Source organism: Enterobacter sp. RHBSTW-00175, assembly GCF_013927005.1.
Classification (GTDB): Bacteria; Pseudomonadota; Gammaproteobacteria; order Enterobacterales; family Enterobacteriaceae; genus Enterobacter.
The window spans coordinates 1929426-1947308 of sequence record NZ_CP055930.1; the positions used below are offsets into that span (position 1 = coordinate 1929426).

Genomic DNA, 17883 nt, shown 5'->3' on the forward strand with positions numbered 1-17883 from the left:
TTGTAGCGAACTCTTTAGTTGACAACTGAGCAATAAACAACCAAATGAAGATTATTCAAGGAACAGCTTGCGCAGATAATTCGGCACGGCGTTGTCGGCATTAGAACCGATCACTTCCAGTTCCGGGTGCAGATCCTTCAGACGCTGGTGCGCGTTCTCCATGATGCAGCCTTTACCCGCCATCGAGAGCATTTCCGCATCGTTCATGCCGTCGCCGAAGGCGATGCAGTCTTTCAGTTCAAAGCCCATACGTTGTGCCACCGCTTCCAGCGCGTGACCTTTCGAGACGCCACCGGCCATCACTTCCAGGCAGGTCAGCGTAGAGAAGCTGACGTTAACACGGTCACCCCAGCGGGCGTTGATCGCCTGCTCCAGCGGGAGCAGCTCTTCGTGGCTTTCACAGGTGAAGAACACCTTGCTGATCCCTTCCGGCTCCAGCAGGCCTGGCTCATACAGGGTGTAGTTGAACACGGCCTCTTTGAAGAAACGCATTTCGTCCGGGCGATGGCGGTTCATAAACCACTCATCATCGCGATACACGTTGGTCACGATGTCCGGGTTGTTGTGCTCCACGCCGAACAGATCGGTGGCGATATCCCGGTCAAGGTTATGCGTGAAAATCAGGTTGCCATCGGTGTCGTGTACGCGCGCACCGTTGGAGGTGATCATGTAGGCTTTGATGCCCAGGTTATCGCGGATCTGCCCCACGTCCACGTGGTGGCGACCGGTGGCAAACACGAAGTTCACGCCACGGGCAGTCAGGAGCTTCAGGGTTTCTTTCGCAAAAGGCGATAAGGTGTGATCGGGGGAAAGCAGCGTGCCATCTAAGTCAGATGCAACAACCTGGTACATAGGGAAATTTAACCTCAATAGAAAATCAGTTATGCCTGTCGAAAAATTCGACAATAGCGTTGAGCGCGACTGAGCGCATGGTGTCCTTTTCGAAAAGGATCTCATGGTACGCACCGTTTATGACCCACGGTTTACCCCCTTCACAAGGGTGACCGGCGGCGGCACGCAGTTCACAAAAGCGGTCATGCATACGGTTATCAACCACACGCTCTTCTTCCGCCTGAAGCAGTAATGTCGGCGTGCTGTCATCACCAGCACCCGCCAGCGCCTGCTCACCGGCAAGAATGCCTTCCCGCACCCAGTGATAGGTGGGGCCGCCAACGCGTAAACGCGGTTCATCGGCATAAAAACGCAGGTTACGACGGTATCGCTGTCGACTGTGGGTCAGCACGTTCATGGCATACGGCAGCGCGCGCCAGCGTCCTGTTCCGATAGCATAACCTTCCCGAATACGCTGATGGCCCTCAGCCCAGTCGAGAATATGTCGTACCATCCAGTCAGGAAAACGCATCACGATGCCAAACATGGGCGCGCTGAGCGCAATGGCATCACATTGATGCGAATGGCGCTGCAAGAACAGCGTGGCAATGGCACCACCCATTGAATGCGCGAGAATATAGCGTTTCCGCCAGGGGCCGGGCTGCACTTCCTGCTGCCAGAATGCCGCAAGGTCGTCGACATAATCACTGAAATTATCTACGTGACCACGGTGGGTGTCCGACAGCATTCGCCCGGAAAGCCCCTGCCCGCGATGGTCAATAATCAGCACGTCAAAACCACTGTGGAACAGGTCATACGCCAGTTCGGCATATTTGACGTAACTCTCTATGCGACCAGGGCAAACCACAATGACACGATCGTTTTTTTCAGCCCGAAAACGAACAAAGCGTACAGGAACATTGCCCACTCCGGTAAATCCGGCCTCTTCACGCTGACGCCAGAAGTTGGTAAGTGGGCCCATAGAGAAAGCAGCAAATGCGTTTTCTCGAGTTTCCCAATCCTTTTTCTGCTGAAACATCGGGTTTCCACCCCTGTAAGCCAAGGAATATCGTTTTTTCGTGACAGGTCACAAAATGACTCAACAATAGCGTATTGTGGCATAAAAACAGACGATTCGGGAGTTTCAAATGACCTTCGAGTGGTGGTTCGCTTACCTGCTGACATCCATCATCCTCAGCCTTTCACCAGGCTCTGGCGCGATTAACACCATGACCACTTCGATCAACCACGGCTATCGTGGTGCGGCGGCATCCATTGCCGGTTTGCAGACCGGGCTGGGCATTCACATCGTGCTGGTCGGTATCGGCCTGGGGACACTGTTTTCCCGCTCGGTGCTGGCGTTCGAAGTGCTGAAATGGGCCGGTGCGGCGTACCTGATTTGGCTCGGTATTCAGCAGTGGCGCGCGGCAGGCTCCATCAACCTGAACACCCTTGCGCAAGCGCAAACGCGTGGACGTCTGTTTAAGCGCGCAGTGTTTGTGAACCTGACGAACCCGAAAAGTATCGTCTTCCTTGCAGCCCTGTTCCCGCAGTTTATCGTGCCGCACCAGCCGCAGGTGATGCAGTACGTGGTGCTCGGAGCGACCACCATCATTGTCGATATCATTGTGATGATTGGTTACGCGACGCTGGCTCAGCGGATTGCGGCGTGGATTAAAGGGCCTAAGCAAATGAAGGCCCTGAATAAAGTGTTTGGTTCGCTGTTTATGCTGGTTGGCGCGCTGTTGGCGTCAGCGCGTCATGCTTAGCGAGAAATGATGAGATGAATGCCGAAGCCGGTGAACAACGCACCGGCAAATCCGTCTATCCACTTCGCAACGCGCTGATACCCACGGCGCATCGCCGGTAAGGCGAACAGGCTCGCAACGATAGTAAACCAGGCGAACGTCTCAACGACGATCAGCAGGAAGATACCCCAACGTGCACCTGCGCCCACGCTATCTCCCACAAACAGGGAGAACACGGAGCCGAAATAGATAATCGCTTTCGGGTTTGCCAGATTCGTCAGCAGCCCTTTCACAAAGCTGCGGCCACCGGTTGCCAGCTCGACTTTTGGCTCTTCCGGTTTTTTCTCTTCTTTCTTCAGCGCCCCGCGCAGCATCTGATAACCCATCCAGCACAGATACAGGCCACCACCGACCATAATGATGTTATGCAGCCATGCCATTTTCGCGAGGATCAGGTTCAGGCCCAGCAGCGCCACCGCCGCCCAGACCATAACGCCCATGGTAATACCGAGCACACCCATCATCGCCTCTTTGCGGGAGCGGCTGACGGCTGTTTGTGATACGAAGAAAAAGTCAGGGCCCGGGCTCATCAGCGCAACGATGTGCACTAACGCCACGGTGAGAAATAGCATTAACATAATTAACTCGCGGGGAAATAATTCAGTGTGTCACCATCCTGGCACTTTTTAGCCCGGCTGACTACTCCTCATCATCACCGTCGGCGTGAGAGCGGATAAGCGCCATAAACTCCTTACCAAAGCGCTCGAGCTTACGCGTGCCAACGCCGTTGACGCTGAGCATCTCGCTGGCGCTCAGCGGCATTTGTTCGGCCATCTCAATCAACGTCGCGTCGTTGAAGACCACGTACGGTGGGATATTCTCTTCATCCGCGATGGCTTTACGCAGCTTGCGCAGTTTGGCAAACAGCTTGCGGTCATAGTTGCCGCCGTAGGATTTCTGCATCACCCGCGGCTTGAGCGCGATAACGCGCGGAACGGCGAGCTTCAGTTCGATATCACCGCGCAGCACCGGACGCGCCGCTTCGGTAAGCTGAAGCGCAGAGTGCTGGGCAATATTCTGGGTGGCAAACCCCAGATGAATAAGCTGGCGGATAATACTGACCCAGTGCTCGTGGCTCTGCTCTTTGCCGATACCGTAAACGGGCAGCTTGTCATGGCCCATATCGCGAATGCGCTGGTTGTTCGCGCCACGCAGCACTTCCACCACGTAGCCCATCCCGAAGCGCTGATTAACGCGATAGATAGTCGAGAGCGCCTTACGCGCATCCATCAGACCATCGTACTGCTTTGGCGGATCAAGGCAGATATCGCAGTTACCGCAGGACTCCTGACGGCCTTCACCAAAATAGTTGAGCAGCACCAGACGACGACAGGTTTGCGCTTCAGCAAAGGCCCCCATCGCGTTGAGCTTGTGGCGCTCGATATCCTGCAACTGACCCTGCGGTTTCTCTTCCAGGCAGCGGCGCAGCCAGGCCATATCCGCCGGATCGTAGAACAGCATTGCTTCTGCTGGCAGGCCATCACGCCCGGCACGGCCAGTTTCCTGGTAGTAGGATTCGATATTACGCGGGATGTCGAAGTGCACCACAAAGCGCACGTTGGGTTTATTAATCCCCATCCCGAATGCTACCGTGGCGACCACGATTTGCAGGTCATCGCGCTGGAATTTCTCCTGCACGTCGGCGCGGATGTGGTTTTCTAACCCGGCATGATAGGCCGCAGCGCTAAAGCCACGGTTTTGCAGACGCGCGGCGGTATCTTCCACTTTTGCGCGGCTGTTGCAGTAAATAATGCCGGACTTACCGCGCTGCTCCTGCACGTAACGCAAGAGCTGATCCAGCGGCTTGAACTTTTCCATCAGCATGTAGCGGATGTTGGGGCGGTCGAAGCTGCTGACCTGGATAAACGGATCGTTTAGCCCCAGCAGACGAACGATATCAAGACGCGTTGTATCATCCGCCGTGGCGGTGAGCGCCATAAACGGCAGCTCAGGGAAGCGCTGACGCAGCTGACCGAGCGCGGCATATTCCGGGCGGAAATCGTGCCCCCACTGCGAGATACAGTGCGCTTCGTCTACCGCCAGCAACACCGGGTTCCAGTGCGCAAGGTGATCGAGGAAGTTATCCAGCATCAGACGCTCGGGTGCGATATACAGCAACCGAATCTGCCCGGTACGGCAACCAGCCATCACTTCCTGCTGCTGCTCGCGGGTCTGCGTAGAGTTGATACAGGCCGCTGCTACGCCGTTGGCAAGCAGTTGATCTACCTGATCTTTCATCAACGAAATAAGGGGAGAGACCACAACCGTGAGGCCATCAAGCACCAGAGCGGGCACCTGATAACAGAGCGATTTCCCGCCGCCGGTCGGCATCACCACCAGGCAATCGCGACCTTCCAGCACGGTTTCAATGATGGTTTCCTGGCCAGGGCGGAACTGCTGGTAGCCAAAGGTTTCATGCAGAACCTGTTTAGCCAGCGATTCCTGATTCAATACTTCCGCCTGCGCCACGTTAACCCCATTTGCCAGAAATAAAACAGGCGCTATTTTCAGCGCCTGAGAGAGAAACTTCAACGTTTAACGCAAAAACATTCGAGCAGCCTAGAAAATATCATTCAGCATTACGCCCACACCGACGCGGGTTTGATTGAAGTTGTAATCGATAAGCGACTCGCCGTAACCACTGTATACCTGCGTGTAAAGACGCACATGCTTGCTCACCGGATAGCTCAGGCCTACTTCCGCGCCGCCGTAGCCGGTATTCCAGTTGTACTGTCCCTTCGCGCTCAGCACCGCATCGCCTAACTGGTAACCAATTTTGAGCTGGTAGTAACCCATGTATTTGGTGATATCCGGGTTGTCGTCCGTAGCGCCCACCACGTACCACGGCTTAACTTCCACCATCCAGTTACCGTTTTGCGCCATCAGGCGGGTATAAAGGCGGTTCCAGCTGCGTGAAGTGGGGTCGGCGCGGCCGTTGGAGTCGTGGTTAAAGCCCATCTCCACGTCGCGTAGCGTCCAGCCTGCAAATTCGTAATCCGTCGCGAAACCGAGGAACAGCTGCGGTTCATAGTTGGTTTCACGAAACGGTGAGGACTCGCCGCTGTTTGAAAGCTGCCACCAGGATTTTTGCGTATAGGACGCACCCAGCACCGAGTTTGGCCCCAAAATACCGCGCCAGAACGGGAATGCCAGGCTGAGCTGGTACTTCACCTCATCTTTGCGCGCATTATCAGACCAGTTGTAAGACTTAATCGCCTCTTTGTTGATATCGCTGGTCCAGGTGTAGAGCAAATAGTTGGTGTCATACGGGTAGAGCGTGAACGGATTGTCATGCTCCTGAAGTAAGTTAGCGATAATGCTGCCGCGAACGGCTGGCGTATCGTGTACTTCATTAACAGTCGCTTCCTGCGCATATGCTGTGAGGGGCAGCGAAACCGCCGCCAGTAACCAACCCAGATACGTCCGCATCGGTGGTGTTCTCCTGCAAATATTGAGATTTCATGAATAGTTATGTGGCGGACATTCTACAGACTTCCGCACTAACTTCCGCCTCCTCGTTTCTGAAAGTGGAATTCCTTATTGTTGAGGCATAAAATCAACATTTTATTAACAATAAGGACGTCATTTCTCATGTCAGCCACGCTAACCGCCGAAGATGCTTTAAAACTCGTGGGCGAAATCTTTGTTTACCACATGCCGTTTAACCGCGCGCTGGGGCTGGAACTGGAACGCTACGAGAAAGACTTTGCCCAGCTCAGCTTCAATAATCAGCCGATGATGGTGGGTAACTGGGCGCAAAGCATTTTGCATGGCGGTGTGATTGCTTCTGCACTGGACGTAGCTGCGGGGCTGGTCTGTGTCGGCAGCACGCTGACGCGTCATGACACCATCAACGAAGACGAATTACGCCAGCGTTTATCACGCATGGGTACCATCGACTTACGTGTCGACTATCTGCGCCCTGGCCGGGGAAATCGCTTTACCTGCACCAGCAGCCTGTTGCGCGCAGGCAACAAAGTCGCCGTCGCCCGTGTCGAACTGCATAACGAAGAACAGGTCTATATCGCCAGCGCAACCGCCACTTATATGGTGGGTTGATGCCGCAAAATCGGGTAAAGTTAGTTCACTTTTTTGTAACGGATTTTCCCGATGGATGCTAAACAGACGCGGCAGGGCGTGTTACTCGCTCTGGCCGCTTATTTTATTTGGGGTGTCGCTCCGGCGTATTTCAAGCTTATCGCTTATGTACCGGCTGATGAGATCCTCACTCACCGCGTAATCTGGTCCTTCTTCTTTATGATTGCCCTGATGAGCATCAGCCGTCAGTGGTCAGGCGTCAAAACGCTGCTAAAAACCCCGAAGAAGGTCTTCCTGCTGGCGCTCTCTGCGGTGCTGATTGGTGGCAACTGGCTGCTGTTTATCTGGGCGGTGAATAACCATCATATGCTCGAAGCAAGCCTTGGGTATTTTATTAACCCGCTGGTGAACATTGTACTGGGGATGATTTTCCTCGGCGAACGCTTCCGCCGTATGCAGTGGCTGGCGGTGATTCTGGCGTTCTGCGGCGTGCTGGTGCAACTGTGGACCTTTGGGTCACTGCCGATTATCGCCCTGGGGCTGGCATTCAGCTTTGCGTTCTACGGGCTGGTGCGTAAGAAAATCGCCGTTGAAGCGCAAACAGGCATGTTGTTCGAAACCCTGTGGCTTCTGCCAGTGGCCGCAATTTATCTGTTTGGCATTGCCGACAGCGCGACCAGCCATATGGGCAACAACCCGTGGTCGCTGAATCTGATGCTGATGGCCGCCGGTGTGGTGACAACCATTCCACTGCTGTGCTTCACCGGGGCAGCAACGCGCCTGCGTCTCTCTACGCTGGGCTTCTTCCAGTATATTGGCCCAACGCTGATGTTCGTGCTGGCAGTGGTGTTTTACGGCGAAGTGCCAGGCGCGGACAAGATGGTAACCTTCGCGTTTATCTGGGTCGCACTGGCGGTATTCGTCGCAGATGCGATTTATACCCAGCGCAGGACCCGCAGAGGGATGTAGGTGTTTTGTAGGGCGGGTAAGCGCAGCGCCACCCGCCTGATTTTTACAGCCAGTTGCGACGCTTAAAGTACAGATACGGCGCAAGCCCGGCGAGGATCATAAAGATAATCGCCCCAGGATAACCAAAGCTCCATCTCAGCTCCGGCATAAACTCAAAGTTCATCCCGTAACTTGATGCCACAAGCGTAGGTGGCAGGAACACCACAGATACCACCGAGAAGATCTTGATGATGCGGTTCTGCTCGATATTGATAAAGCCCATTGCCGCCTGCATCAGGAAGTTGACCTTCTGGAACAGGGATTCGTTGTGCGGCAGCAGGGATTCGATATCGCGCAGGATCTCACGCGCCTGCTCCAGCTGCCCGCCCGGCAGACGCGCTTTACGCACCAGGAAGTTCAGCGCGCGCTGGGTATCCATCAGACACAAACGCACCTTCCAGCCGATATCTTCCAGCTCCGCCAGCGTGGAAAGGGCTTCGTCATACTCATCACCCTGATGGCCTTCCATGATCACGCGACTCAGCTTTTCCAGATCGCTGTAGATGTTTTCGATCTCATCCGCCAGCTGTTCGATTTTGGTTTCAAACAAATCGAGAAGCAGCTCGTAGGCGTTTCCGTCAACCATTGCCTGGCTACGGGCGCGCATTCGGTAGAGACGAAACGCAGGTAACTCGCGCTCACGCAGGGTAAACAGGCGACCGTCGCGGATGGTGAATGCCACGGTTGAGTTACCGGCGTGATCTTCGGCATCTTCAAAGAAGAAAAAGGAGTGAATGTGCAGGCCGTCTTCGTCTTCAAAAAAACGGGCCGATGCTTCGATGTCTTCCAGTTCTGGACGGGTTGCCAGGCTTTGCCCCAGCTCGGATTGTACGCGAAGGCGCTCATCGTCGTCCGGCTCGACCAGATCCACCCATACAGCATCAATGAGGGGCTGCGACTCTTCGGCTTCAAGCCGAGTCAGTCGGTTATTTTCGAGTTGAAATGCGCTCAACATGACCGGGACTCCCAATGCAAAAAATATCGGACAGTTCGGTGGGCACACAGAAACAAATTGGGTTTCAGACCATTAAACAGCCTGACTCAGTGCGACGGGAAATAATACAGGTCGCTGACAACCACTAAGGCCATCAGCAAGAGGAGATAGCCTTAGGAGTTGTTCCTGGTTGACAGGGAATTGAGCCAGTATCTACTGGGTGTGTCCAAGGCGAATGTCCTCTTAGCGTAATCGTGCGCGCATGTTACGCCAGCAGTAACAGTGGCGTCAACACGCAACGAAACGCTGAAGGGCATTAATTGACCTTCAACGTATAAGGCTAGCAGATTATTACAAAATAATGATATTTTTCTGAAAGTTACACAGTTTCCAGTCGGGCATAGGCGGCCACCAGCCATTTGATCCCCTGCCCCTGGAATGCCACCTGCAACCGGCTATGCTCGCCGCTGCCTTCAAGGTTCACAATGGTACCTTCACCAAATTTTGCATGACGCACGCGCTGGCCGAGCTTGTAACCGGTGTCATTTTCCGACATCGGCGTACCCAGGCGCTGATGGCTGACAGGACGGCTGACACTGGCGCGCAGGCGTACCTCTTCCACACACTCTTCCGGCAGTTCACCGATAAAGCGTGATGGACGGTGATAGACCTCTTTGCCATACAGACGGCGGGTTTCGGCGTAGGTTAACGTCAGTTTTTGCATGGCGCGGGTGACTCCCACGTATGCCAGACGGCGTTCCTCTTCCAGACGTCCACCTTCATCCAGCGACATCTGGCTCGGGAACATCCCTTCTTCCATCCCGACGATAAACACCTGCGGGAACTCCAGCCCTTTGGCGGAGTGCAGAGTCATCAGCTGCACCGCATCCTGCCAGGTATCCGCCTGCCCTTCACCGGCTTCCAGCGCGGCGTGGGAAAGGAATGCCTGGAGCGGCATCAGGTCTTCGTCTTCTTCGTTGTAGCTGAACTGGCGCGTTGCCGTGACCAGTTCCTCTAAGTTCTCAATACGGGTCTGGCCCTTCTCGCCTTTTTCCTGCTCGTACATCATCCACAGGCCGGAATCTTTGATAACCCGGTCAGTCTGAACATGCAGCGGCATGTCCGCCGTTTCCTGCGCGAGAGCGTCAATCAGTTCAAGGAAGCGCTGCAACGCGCTGGCGGCACGTCCGGCGAGGGCTTTTTCCTGCAACAGCTCACGACAAGCCTGCCAAAGCGTGAGCTGGCGATCGCGGGATGCCTGACGCACCACGTCCAGCGTTCTGTCACCAATGCCGCGCGTTGGGGTATTCACCACACGCTCGAAGGCCGCATCGTCGTTACGGTTGGCCATAAGACGCAGATACGAGAGCGCATCTTTAATTTCCTGGCGTTCAAAGAAGCGCATCCCGCCATAAATCCGGTACGGCATACTCACCTGCAACAACGCCTCTTCCAGCACGCGCGACTGGGCGTTGCTGCGATAGAGAATGGCACACTGCTCCAGCGCGCCGCCGTTGTCCTGCCAGGTTTTGATGCGGTTAACCACAAAGCGCGCTTCATCGAGTTCGTTAAAAGCGCAGTAGAGGGAGATTGGCTCGCCGTCGACGCCATCGGTCCACAGCTTTTTGCCCAGACGTCCGTTGTTGTTCTCAATCAGGGCGTTCGCCGCGCTCAGAATGTTGCTGGTTGAACGGTAGTTCTGCTCCAGACGAATGGTTTCTGCGCCAGGGAAGTCATTGAGGAAGCGCTGGATGTTTTCCACCTGCGCGCCACGCCAGCCGTAGATAGACTGGTCATCATCGCCGACGATCATCACCTTGCCGGTATCGCCAGCCAGCATCCGGATCCAGGCATACTGAATGTTGTTGGTATCCTGGAATTCGTCCACCAGGATATTGGTAAATCGTTCGCGGTAATGCTGGAGAATATGCGGCTTATTCAGCCACAACTCATGTGCTCGCAGAAGCAGTTCGGCAAAGTCCACCAGACCGGCGCGATCGCAGGCTTCCTGGTAGGCCTTATACACGTTCTGCCAGGTCTGCTCGACCGGGTTGCCAAAGCTCTGAATATGGTGCGGGCGCAGCCCTTCGTCTTTTTGACCGTTGATGTACCACATGGCCTGACGCGGCGGCCACTGTTTCTCATCGAGGTTCATCGCCTTGATCAGGCGTTTCAGTAAACGCAGCTGGTCTTCGCTGTCGAGGATCTGGAAGTCCTGCGGCAGGTTGGCGTCCATATGATGCGCGCGCAGCAAACGGTGTGCCAGACCGTGGAAGGTGCCCACCCACATACCACCCTGGCTGGTGCCCATCAGCTGCGCAATACGGTGACGCATCTCTGCCGCTGCTTTGTTGGTGAACGTCACCGCCATAATGGAATACGGTGAGCAGTTTTCAACGCTTTGCAGCCACGCGATACGGTGCACCAGAACGCGCGTCTTACCACTGCCCGCCCCAGCCAAAACCAGCAGGTTAGTACGCGATGCGGCAACCGCGTCACGCTGTTTGTCATTAAGGCTGTCGAGAAGGTAGGAAACGTCCATTGGCACCGCCAGGTAATGTCAGGCAGGCGAAGGTCATGCATTCGCCAAAACCCTGGTAATTTATACAATATTATTGGTGATTATATCAGCGTGGTGAGGGATGCCAACCGTGAAATTTCTATGTGTGGCAACAGCCGACTGTCCTGGGTCTGCATCAGATCGGCCTTTTCTGGCTTGATCCAGCAGGCCTGCATCCCACAGCGGATCGCCCCGGCAACGTCCGTGGTCAGATCATCGCCCACGTGCAGGATCTCGCCTGTCTGCAGGTCGAGTTTTTCCGCCGCCAGGTGGTACATATCGTTGAACGGCTTAGCGCGTCCGTGCGGGCCTGCACGCAGCACGAATTCAAAATAGTCGCCGAGGCCAAAGAGTTCAGGTTGCGCATTGCCGTTGGTGATCGCCACCAGCGGCCACTTTTCAGCAAGCGCTTTCAGGGTGTTGTGGGTTTCCCGCGGTACATCGATACGGCTACGCCATTTCGCGAAGTTTTCCATCGCCGCTTCGGCGCCAATGGCGGCATCGTGCGCACTCATGCCAACATTTAACATCGCCTGCTCCACCGCACGGCGACGCCACTCAGTGACATCGTGATAAATATCCGGCTCGGTTTCCCGAAGAGCCTGACGCAGACGCTGGAAGTCTTTGTTCTGCATCTCTTTCAGGGCAGGATGGTAGTTCTGCACAAACGCCAGCGACTCCTGCTCAGTGCGCAAGATAACCGGGTGGTTGTCATAAAGGGTGTCATCAAGATCAAACGTCAGGGCTGAAATCTGACCTAATGGGCGGTAAAAACGCATTATTTCCCCCGTTTGGCGCGTGGATGCGCCGCGTCGTACACCGAGGCAAGGTGTTGAAAATCAAGGTGGGTATAGATTTGAGTGGTCGATAAGTTGGCGTGACCTAACAGCTCCTGCACGCCGCGTAAATCACCGCTCGATTCAAGCATGTGGGTGGCAAATGAGTGGCGCAGCTTGTGCGGGTGAACATGGCTGTTAAGCCCTTGCTTAATGCCCCACTCCGCAAAGCGTTTCTGCACGTTTCGCGCCGAAATGCGCTTGCCGAGCTTCGACAAAAACAGGGCGTTTTCCTCTGCGCCAAACAGACCGCGCAGATCCAGCCAGTGCTCAATCCAGGACACCGCATTGCGGCCAATCGGTAAGCGGCGCTCTTTGCTGCCCTTACCCATTACCCACACTTCACCGGTATCAAGATCGAGATGTTTTAAATCGAGGTTCACCAGCTCAGAAAGACGCAGCCCGGCACCGTACATCACTTCCAGCATGGCGCGATCGCGCACGGCCAGCGGATCGTTAAGATCGATATCCAGCAGGCGGTTTACATCGTCTACATCGATATTCTTGGGCAGATGACGAGGAGCTTTTGGCGTGGCGATCCCTTTTGCCGGATTGGCTTTCAGGCCACCCTGGCTGACCAGCCAGTCGAAGAAACTGCGCAGCGCAGAAAGTCTGAGCGCAAGGCTCGCCGGGCTTAGCCCCTTGCGGCGGCTACGCACCACAAAGGCTCGCACGGTAGCAGCGTCACATTGTTGCCAGCTTTTCAGGCCGATTTCTTCGGCAATCTGCATGATGGCATCAAGCTGACGCTGATAGTTGAGCAGCGTAATCGGGCTTAGCTGACGCTCAACGCCCAGAAAACGCAAAAAGCGCGTGACGTCAGTCGAGAGCAATACGTCCGTCATACCCGTTCAATCCAGCGCTCCAGTAGCTCAGGCAACATGAGCGCCAGCTCCTGCAACAGGTGTGTCCCCTGCCCTTGCTCATAATGGTGCGCGTCACGGCTGGTGAACAACATCACGCCTAAATCGCCATCGCGCCCCATCAGCGACATCGCCACCGAACCAATGGCTTTGGCCTCTGGCAAAACCACCAGCAGCTCAGGTCCGTTCAGCGGCCCAAGATAGTGATTCTCGTGGCCAAGACGCTGAATGCGCAGCGGTTCAAACGCCTGACGGTTTAGCGCCAGATGGGTAAAGCCGGACGGCGCGCCGATGCGCCAGCGGTCGGGGAAGAGGCGGATCGTTGCGCCTGCCAGCCCCAGTTCACGCGCCCAGCGATGGAAACGACTGAGAAACTCGTCGAGGCTGTGCGCAGAGGCCAGACGCGCTTGCAGATGCAGCAAGCGATAGAACAGGCTTTCGTTGTTACTTGCCTGCTCCATCAGCAGCGTCATGTTCTCTTCGAGCTGATTGATATGGTTACGCGAGCGTGCCATGTGCCATTCGACCAGCGACACAGATTCACGCACCGGATGGGGCACGCGCATCTGTTCGACAACGCGTGCATTGCGGATAAAAAACTCAGGATTGCGCAGCAGGTAATCAATAACAGCTCTGTCGTCCAGTTCCGTTTCTGATGCCTGAAGTTCTTCCCCTGGTTGTTTCATAGATGGATAAACCCGTCATAGACATGTGCCGCCGGGCCAGTCATATAGAGTGGATGACCCGGTCCTTTCCAGGCGATATCAAGACGACCGCCTGGTAACTCCACGCGAACCTCTTCTGCCAGTAACCCCTGAGAGATACCGACCGCAACAGCCGCACAGGCACCGCTTCCGCAGGCCTGGGTTTCACCCGCGCCGCGTTCATAAACACGCAGACGGATGTGTTCGCGTTTTACCACCTGCATAAAGCCAATATTCGCACGCTCAGGGAAACGCTCGTGGCTTTCCAGCACCGGACCAAGTGTTTCAACTGCGGCGGTATCAACATTATCGACCTGAATCACGCAGTGTGGGTTGCCCAGAGAGACAACGCCGCACAATACTGTCTGCTCGGCCGCACGCATAATATAGGTCTTTTCCGCTTTGTTAGCGCGAAACGGCACGGCGGATGGCTCAAAGTTAGGCTCACCCATATTCACGCGAACCAGCTCATCGTCGGTAACGCTCAGGATCATGCGTCCGTTCGCCGTGCTCACACGAATATCACGCTTGTTGGTCAGCCCTTTCAGGCGAACAAAGCGGGCAAAGCAGCGCGCGCCGTTACCACACTGCGACACTTCACTACCGTCGGCATTGAAAATGCGGTAGTGAAAATCGAGGTCAGGATCGTAGGGTGGCTCAACCACCAGCAGTTGATCAAACCCCACGCCCAAATGTCGGTCCGCCAGACGACGGATCAGATCGGGTGAGAAAAAGACATTCTGCGTTACCGCGTCGACGACCATAAAATCGTTGCCAAGGCCATGCATTTTAGAGAACTGCATCATTTGCTCCATTGCGCGGGTACAGAACGTAATTATCAGAAATTAACCTGAGTCGGGCCGCCATTATCACCGCGATCGTTAGTCGTCGGCGAAGAGGACTCGATGGTGCTTTGTACTGGTTTCGTCGGCGGTGGCGCGGTTTTATCCGCTGGCGGGAAGTACAGTGGTCCCTTCAACCCGCAGCCGGTCAGGCTAAACAGCGTGATGAGAACGGCAAGCGTTCGGAAAACGTTTTTCATTATAAAGTTGCCCGTAAGTTCAAATCTGTTTCTATCATCGCAGGAGAAGACACAAAAGCAAGAGTTTGCCGCTTTCCTGCAACGGGAATTATTTAGCGTTATACTGCCGGCATCACGAAAAACAGGAACAAAACCATGAACGACAGTGAATTTCATCGCCTTGCCGACAACCTGTGGATGACTATCGAAGAGCGTCTTGACGACTGGGAGGGCGACAGCGATATCGATTGTGAAATCAATGGCGGTATCCTGACCCTAAGCTTCGAAAACGGCAGTAAAATTATTATTAACCGTCAGGAGCCGCTTCACCAGGTCTGGCTGGCAGCCAAGCAGGGCGGCTACCATTTCGATCTCAAAGAGGGCGAATGGGTTTGTGACCGTAGCGGTGAAACGTTCTGGGATTTGCTGGAGCAGGCGGCGACCGCGCAGGCGGGTGAAGAAGTCAGTTTCAGGTAGTTTATGGCCGGGTAAGCGTAACGCCACCCGGCGACAAGGCTCAGGAAAAATACTGCTGCAACAGCGGTGTCGTTGCGTCCTGGCTGGCTGGCACTGCTGGCGCAATGGCCTGAGTGCGGAACGGGATCACCTGTGTGCGGCCATCCACATTCACAATCTGGTAGAACTGCGGCAGGTTGAAGTTAATAAAGCTTGAGCCGTAGGTGAAGCGGTCGTGAGACGACGAGTAGAAGCGGCTGACATCGCGTACCAGCTCTTCTTTGCTGCCTTCACAGTGGTGATAAACCTCAGCGCGGTTGGTTTCATCCAGAATGTAGATGTTGAAACCGGCGTCATCACCCGACTCTTCGAAGAAGAACTGAATAATCCCTTCACTGGCAAAACCATCCACCACCTGCGGCAGTTTGACATGGTTGGTTTCGACCTGCACGGACAGGCCATGCAGCTTGTTGTGCGAAATCGCGCCGTAGAACTCGATGGCGTTTTCCAGTTTCTGTACCGACACGTTCAGGCGTTCAAAGAACAAGCCCCAGGTCTGGCCGGAGACGCGCAGTGCTTTAAAGCGCCCGGTTTCCTGGCGAGTACTGGAAAGACGCAGTTCAATACACTCAGAAACCAGCTGCTGTACACGGGTACGGATCAAACCACGAAGGTGCTGGCTGTAGCAGAACACTTCCACGCTGTCCGGTGGTGCGGCATCCTGGTGCATCTTGCCGAGAATCGTTTTCAGCGCTTCGATCATCGCCTGCTCGCCGTTGAAGTGCAGGGTACGCACTTCGTTCCACGAGTTGCGATACAGCAGGTCAACGCTGCCAACCAGGCAATTTTGCTGCTCACCAAAACTAAAGACATCCAGCTTGCGGAAATCAAAATGGACCACCTGATTGCGGAAGGCCGCCGTCGGGTCGTATTCCAGGTTGACGATAATCGCCAGATGGCGAATCTCACACGGACTGTAGAGCGCTTTCGGCGTCGGCGCAGGCAGACGCAGCGGGAAGTGGTGCGAAACGTCAGCGACCATCTCCTGCAATTTTGCTAAATCGACTACCTCGTTACCTTTAATAAACAACCGGGTGCGCGAGGTCAGCAGGCCGTTAAACCAGGCCCAGGCCACCAACTTGTTTAGATAGCGGTTATATTCCAGCGGCTGATGGCTGATTATCGAATCCATGCTTGGCGCACGATTGTACAGATACCATCCGGTGCGGTTCGCGCGGCCCGGCGGTACATAGATAAAGGTCAGATTCGGTTCAGACAGGTCAGGCGAAATCTGCGGGTTAACCAGCGTGACTTTACCCGGCAGCGCCTCAAACGCGGCGTACAGTTTACGGGTCAACACACCGATATCCTGTGGGCTGGCTGATACACTAAGGTTATTACGGCGCGCAAAGCGGATAAGATTACGGTAGCTTTGCATCATCGCATCGAGCAGTTCATTGTGCGCTTCACGCACCTGGTCGATTTTCCAGTTAGCGCGGTTGTCGAGCATGGACAGACGTTCTTCGTCCCATCCCCACTCTTTGACTAACTGACTGACCACTTCACGGCGCCAGCCAACGCAGGCGCGTTCGCGGCTAAGTTTTTCACAGACTTTAAGATAGAAACATCGACGCACCAAATCCAGACGCGTGGTGTCATCAATGGCTTTCAGGTATTCGGTGACGCGTTCCAGCATCATGCAGTAGGCATCAAGCCCGAAGGAGACAATCTCACCATCGTGCAGACGCTGTTTGATATCTTTCGCCAGCAGGCGCGGCGTTGGGTATTCCCAGGAATAGGCTTCAAGCAGCAGCGTTTTCAGCACCGCTTTGTACGGGGAATCGATACTTTTATACAGCTGCCACAGGCTCGCGCCAAAGTACTCTTCGGCCGACAGGGAGCTCAGCCCGCCCAGATCCAGCCATTCGTTTGGCGTCAGTACGCCCTGCGCATACAGCGACATGACGTAATCGTCGTAATGCTCTTCTTCTTCACACGGCACCATATTCCACAGAATACGCTTACCGGCCAGACGAACGGCAGTACGGTAGAATTCATCCAGCAACAAAATGTGCTGCGTCGAGCCGCAGTCCTCACCACCCAGACTGCCACTTTCGTTATGACGGAAACGGTTTTCATCAATCAGGAAGAAGCTCACTTCCACGCCGAGCGATGCCGCCCAGCTTTCCAGCAGGCTGCATTTACGCTGCAACAGCTGACGCTCTTCGTTATCAAGCCAGGATTGATGACAGACCCAGATATCCAGGTCAGACGAACAGCTTTGCCCTACCGATGAGGTACTGCCCATGGAGTAAACGCCGGTTATCGGCAGCTCACCTTTCGGTGATTCCTGCGGCGGCATCCCACGATAGAGTTCCAGCTCGTTCAGATAGTGCTGTTGGGTTTCATCAGGCGTGAAAAGGCAAATGCCCTGGGGAACGTTACCGTCGAGGTAACCCGGCATCAGCGGATGGTGATAGTGCAATAATGTCGGCAGCAGACTGTAAACCTGTTGGAAAGCAGGTCCCATGGCAGCAAGCGCGCGATCCACACGCAATTGATTTATGGCATCCAGTCTCTGTTTCAGAGTCTCAATATAGAGGTACAAGACGTATCGCCTGATGTTTGCAGGTGTCGCAAACCATTCATAAATCGAACAATGGCGAGCCCGCAGTATTTCAAAAAGATAACCGTTACCCTTTTTCGCCCTTATCTTTATGGTAGTAGCGACGAAAAAATGGTCTAAAACGTGATCAATTTAACACCTTGCCGATTGACCGTAAAGAAAGTTGCGCTACATACAAAGTGTAGCATCAATCTGTAC

General features: G+C 54.8%; 18 protein-coding genes. 4 read left to right on the forward strand and 14 right to left on the reverse strand.

Translation table 11 applies throughout. The features are described 5' to 3' along the window. Positions 1–51: 51 nt before the first annotated feature. Positions 52–852 carry a sugar/pyridoxal phosphate phosphatase YigL gene (gene yigL / locus HV107_RS09110; RefSeq protein ID WP_182062932.1) on the reverse strand — a complete coding sequence of 267 codons (801 nt, stop codon included), beginning with the start codon at positions 850–852 and terminating at the stop codon, positions 52–54. 25 nt (positions 853–877) lie between these two features. Further along, a complete protein-coding gene (gene pldB, locus HV107_RS09115) occupies positions 878–1870 on the reverse strand; it encodes a lysophospholipase L2 (RefSeq protein WP_182062933.1) in 993 nt (330 codons plus the stop codon). A 109-nt stretch (positions 1871–1979) separates the two neighbouring features. Between pldB and rhtB the strand changes: the two genes are divergently transcribed. Beyond that, positions 1980–2600, forward strand: coding sequence for a homoserine/homoserine lactone efflux protein (gene rhtB / locus HV107_RS09120; RefSeq protein ID WP_166718565.1), 621 nt, complete (start codon positions 1980–1982; stop codon positions 2598–2600). Here rhtB and rhtC read toward each other — a convergent pair. From rhtC to pldA, 3 genes are all read right to left on the reverse strand, one after another. Then, positions 2597–3217: a threonine export protein RhtC gene (gene rhtC, locus HV107_RS09125; RefSeq protein WP_014072266.1), complete on the reverse strand. Its 621-nt coding sequence runs from the start codon at positions 3215–3217 to the stop codon at positions 2597–2599. The two genes, rhtB and rhtC, sit on opposite strands and share 4 nt — an antisense overlap. Positions 3218–3278: 61 nt before the next feature. Next, positions 3279–5108: an ATP-dependent DNA helicase RecQ gene (gene recQ, locus HV107_RS09130; protein ID WP_182063491.1), complete on the reverse strand. Its 1830-nt coding sequence runs from the start codon at positions 5106–5108 to the stop codon at positions 3279–3281. A 90-nt stretch (positions 5109–5198) separates the two neighbouring features. Then, positions 5199–6068, reverse strand: a complete 870-nt coding sequence (pldA, locus tag HV107_RS09135) for a phospholipase A (protein ID WP_182062934.1) — start codon at positions 6066–6068, stop codon at positions 5199–5201. Between the two features lie 162 nt (positions 6069–6230). On the opposite strand from pldA, the gene yigI reads away from it, so the two are divergent. Continuing rightward, the gene (gene yigI, locus HV107_RS09140; RefSeq protein ID WP_182062935.1) at positions 6231–6698 is read left to right on the forward strand and encodes an acyl-CoA thioesterase YigI; all 468 of its coding nucleotides are present in this window, start codon (positions 6231–6233) and stop codon (positions 6696–6698) included. 51 nt (positions 6699–6749) lie between these two features. Beyond that, positions 6750–7646 (forward strand): EamA family transporter RarD, encoded by an 897-nt coding sequence (gene rarD / locus HV107_RS09145; protein ID WP_182062936.1) that lies wholly within the window; start codon positions 6750–6752, stop codon positions 7644–7646. Between the two features lie 43 nt (positions 7647–7689). Here rarD and corA read toward each other — a convergent pair whose 3' ends face one another. The 8 genes from corA to lptM form a co-directional block, all read right to left on the reverse strand. Beyond that, positions 7690–8640 carry a magnesium/cobalt transporter CorA gene (gene corA, locus HV107_RS09150; RefSeq protein WP_014072271.1) on the reverse strand — a complete coding sequence of 317 codons (951 nt, stop codon included), beginning with the start codon at positions 8638–8640 and terminating at the stop codon, positions 7690–7692. A 152-nt stretch (positions 8641–8792) separates the two neighbouring features. Continuing rightward, positions 8793–9038, reverse strand: coding sequence for a YsgD/CorL family protein (ysgD, locus tag HV107_RS27505; protein WP_409050272.1), 246 nt, complete (start codon positions 9036–9038; stop codon positions 8793–8795). Beyond that, positions 8999–11161: a DNA helicase II gene (uvrD, locus tag HV107_RS09155; protein WP_182062937.1), complete on the reverse strand. Its 2163-nt coding sequence runs from the start codon at positions 11159–11161 to the stop codon at positions 8999–9001. The genes ysgD and uvrD overlap by 40 nt, the downstream gene beginning before the upstream one ends. Before the next feature lie 80 nt (positions 11162–11241). Then, positions 11242–11958, reverse strand: coding sequence for a 5-amino-6-(5-phospho-D-ribitylamino)uracil phosphatase YigB (yigB, locus tag HV107_RS09160; RefSeq protein ID WP_182062938.1), 717 nt, complete (start codon positions 11956–11958; stop codon positions 11242–11244). Continuing rightward, positions 11958–12860: a tyrosine recombinase XerC gene (gene xerC / locus HV107_RS09165; RefSeq protein ID WP_182062939.1), complete on the reverse strand. Its 903-nt coding sequence runs from the start codon at positions 12858–12860 to the stop codon at positions 11958–11960. Before xerC ends, yigB begins: the two co-directional genes overlap by 1 nt. After that, complete coding sequence (locus HV107_RS09170) at positions 12857–13564, reverse strand: DUF484 domain-containing protein (RefSeq protein ID WP_182062940.1); 708 nt, start codon at positions 13562–13564, stop codon at positions 12857–12859. The genes xerC and HV107_RS09170 overlap by 4 nt, the downstream gene beginning before the upstream one ends. Further along, positions 13561–14385 (reverse strand): diaminopimelate epimerase, encoded by an 825-nt coding sequence (gene dapF, locus HV107_RS09175; protein WP_182063492.1) that lies wholly within the window; start codon positions 14383–14385, stop codon positions 13561–13563. Before dapF ends, HV107_RS09170 begins: the two co-directional genes overlap by 4 nt. Positions 14386–14420: 35 nt before the next feature. Next, positions 14421–14624 (reverse strand): LPS translocon maturation chaperone LptM, encoded by a 204-nt coding sequence (gene lptM / locus HV107_RS09180; protein ID WP_182062941.1) that lies wholly within the window; start codon positions 14622–14624, stop codon positions 14421–14423. Positions 14625–14759: 135 nt separating this feature from the next. Here lptM and cyaY point away from each other — a divergent pair, with 135 nt between their 5' ends. Next, positions 14760–15080: an iron donor protein CyaY gene (gene cyaY / locus HV107_RS09185; protein WP_166718561.1), complete on the forward strand. Its 321-nt coding sequence runs from the start codon at positions 14760–14762 to the stop codon at positions 15078–15080. A 40-nt stretch (positions 15081–15120) separates the two neighbouring features. Here cyaY and cyaA read toward each other — a convergent pair whose 3' ends face one another. After that, positions 15121–17667, reverse strand: a complete 2547-nt coding sequence (gene cyaA, locus HV107_RS09190; RefSeq protein ID WP_182062942.1) for a class I adenylate cyclase — start codon at positions 17665–17667, stop codon at positions 15121–15123. Positions 17668–17883: the final 216 nt, after the last annotated feature.